Annotated in this window: 1 protein-coding gene; it reads right to left on the bottom strand. The window is 55.0% G+C overall.

All coding sequences use genetic code 11. From position 1 onward, the window contains the following. Nucleotides 1-8: 8 nt before the first annotated feature. On the bottom strand, nucleotides 9-249 hold a 241-nt coding region (locus HU729_RS25620), incomplete at its 5' end, for an integrase core domain-containing protein (RefSeq protein ID WP_186711934.1).

Here is a 249-nt window from a genome sequence, read left to right as displayed (position 1 = left end):
TGTAGTGGTCAACTCATCCCGGACACGGTTTTGAGTTTTTCTTCAGCTTTCGCCGGAGCCAGTCCATCGTTGAACTGATGAGGTCGGATCCAGTTGTAGTGGCTCATCAGGTACTGGCCGATGTCTCGTTGAGCTTGTTGCCCGGCCAGGTAGCCCGTGGTCGGTATCCACTCTGATTTCAAACTGCGAAATACACGCTCCACCGGTGCATTATCCCAGCAGTTGCCTCGGCGGCTCATGCTCTGGCGA

This window comes from Pseudomonas sp. RW10S2, from assembly GCF_014268985.1.
Taxonomy (GTDB): domain Bacteria; phylum Pseudomonadota; class Gammaproteobacteria; order Pseudomonadales; family Pseudomonadaceae; genus Aquipseudomonas; species Aquipseudomonas wayambapalatensis.
Note: the sequence above shows the minus strand (reverse complement) of the source record. Positions and strands in the feature narration are given on the sequence as shown.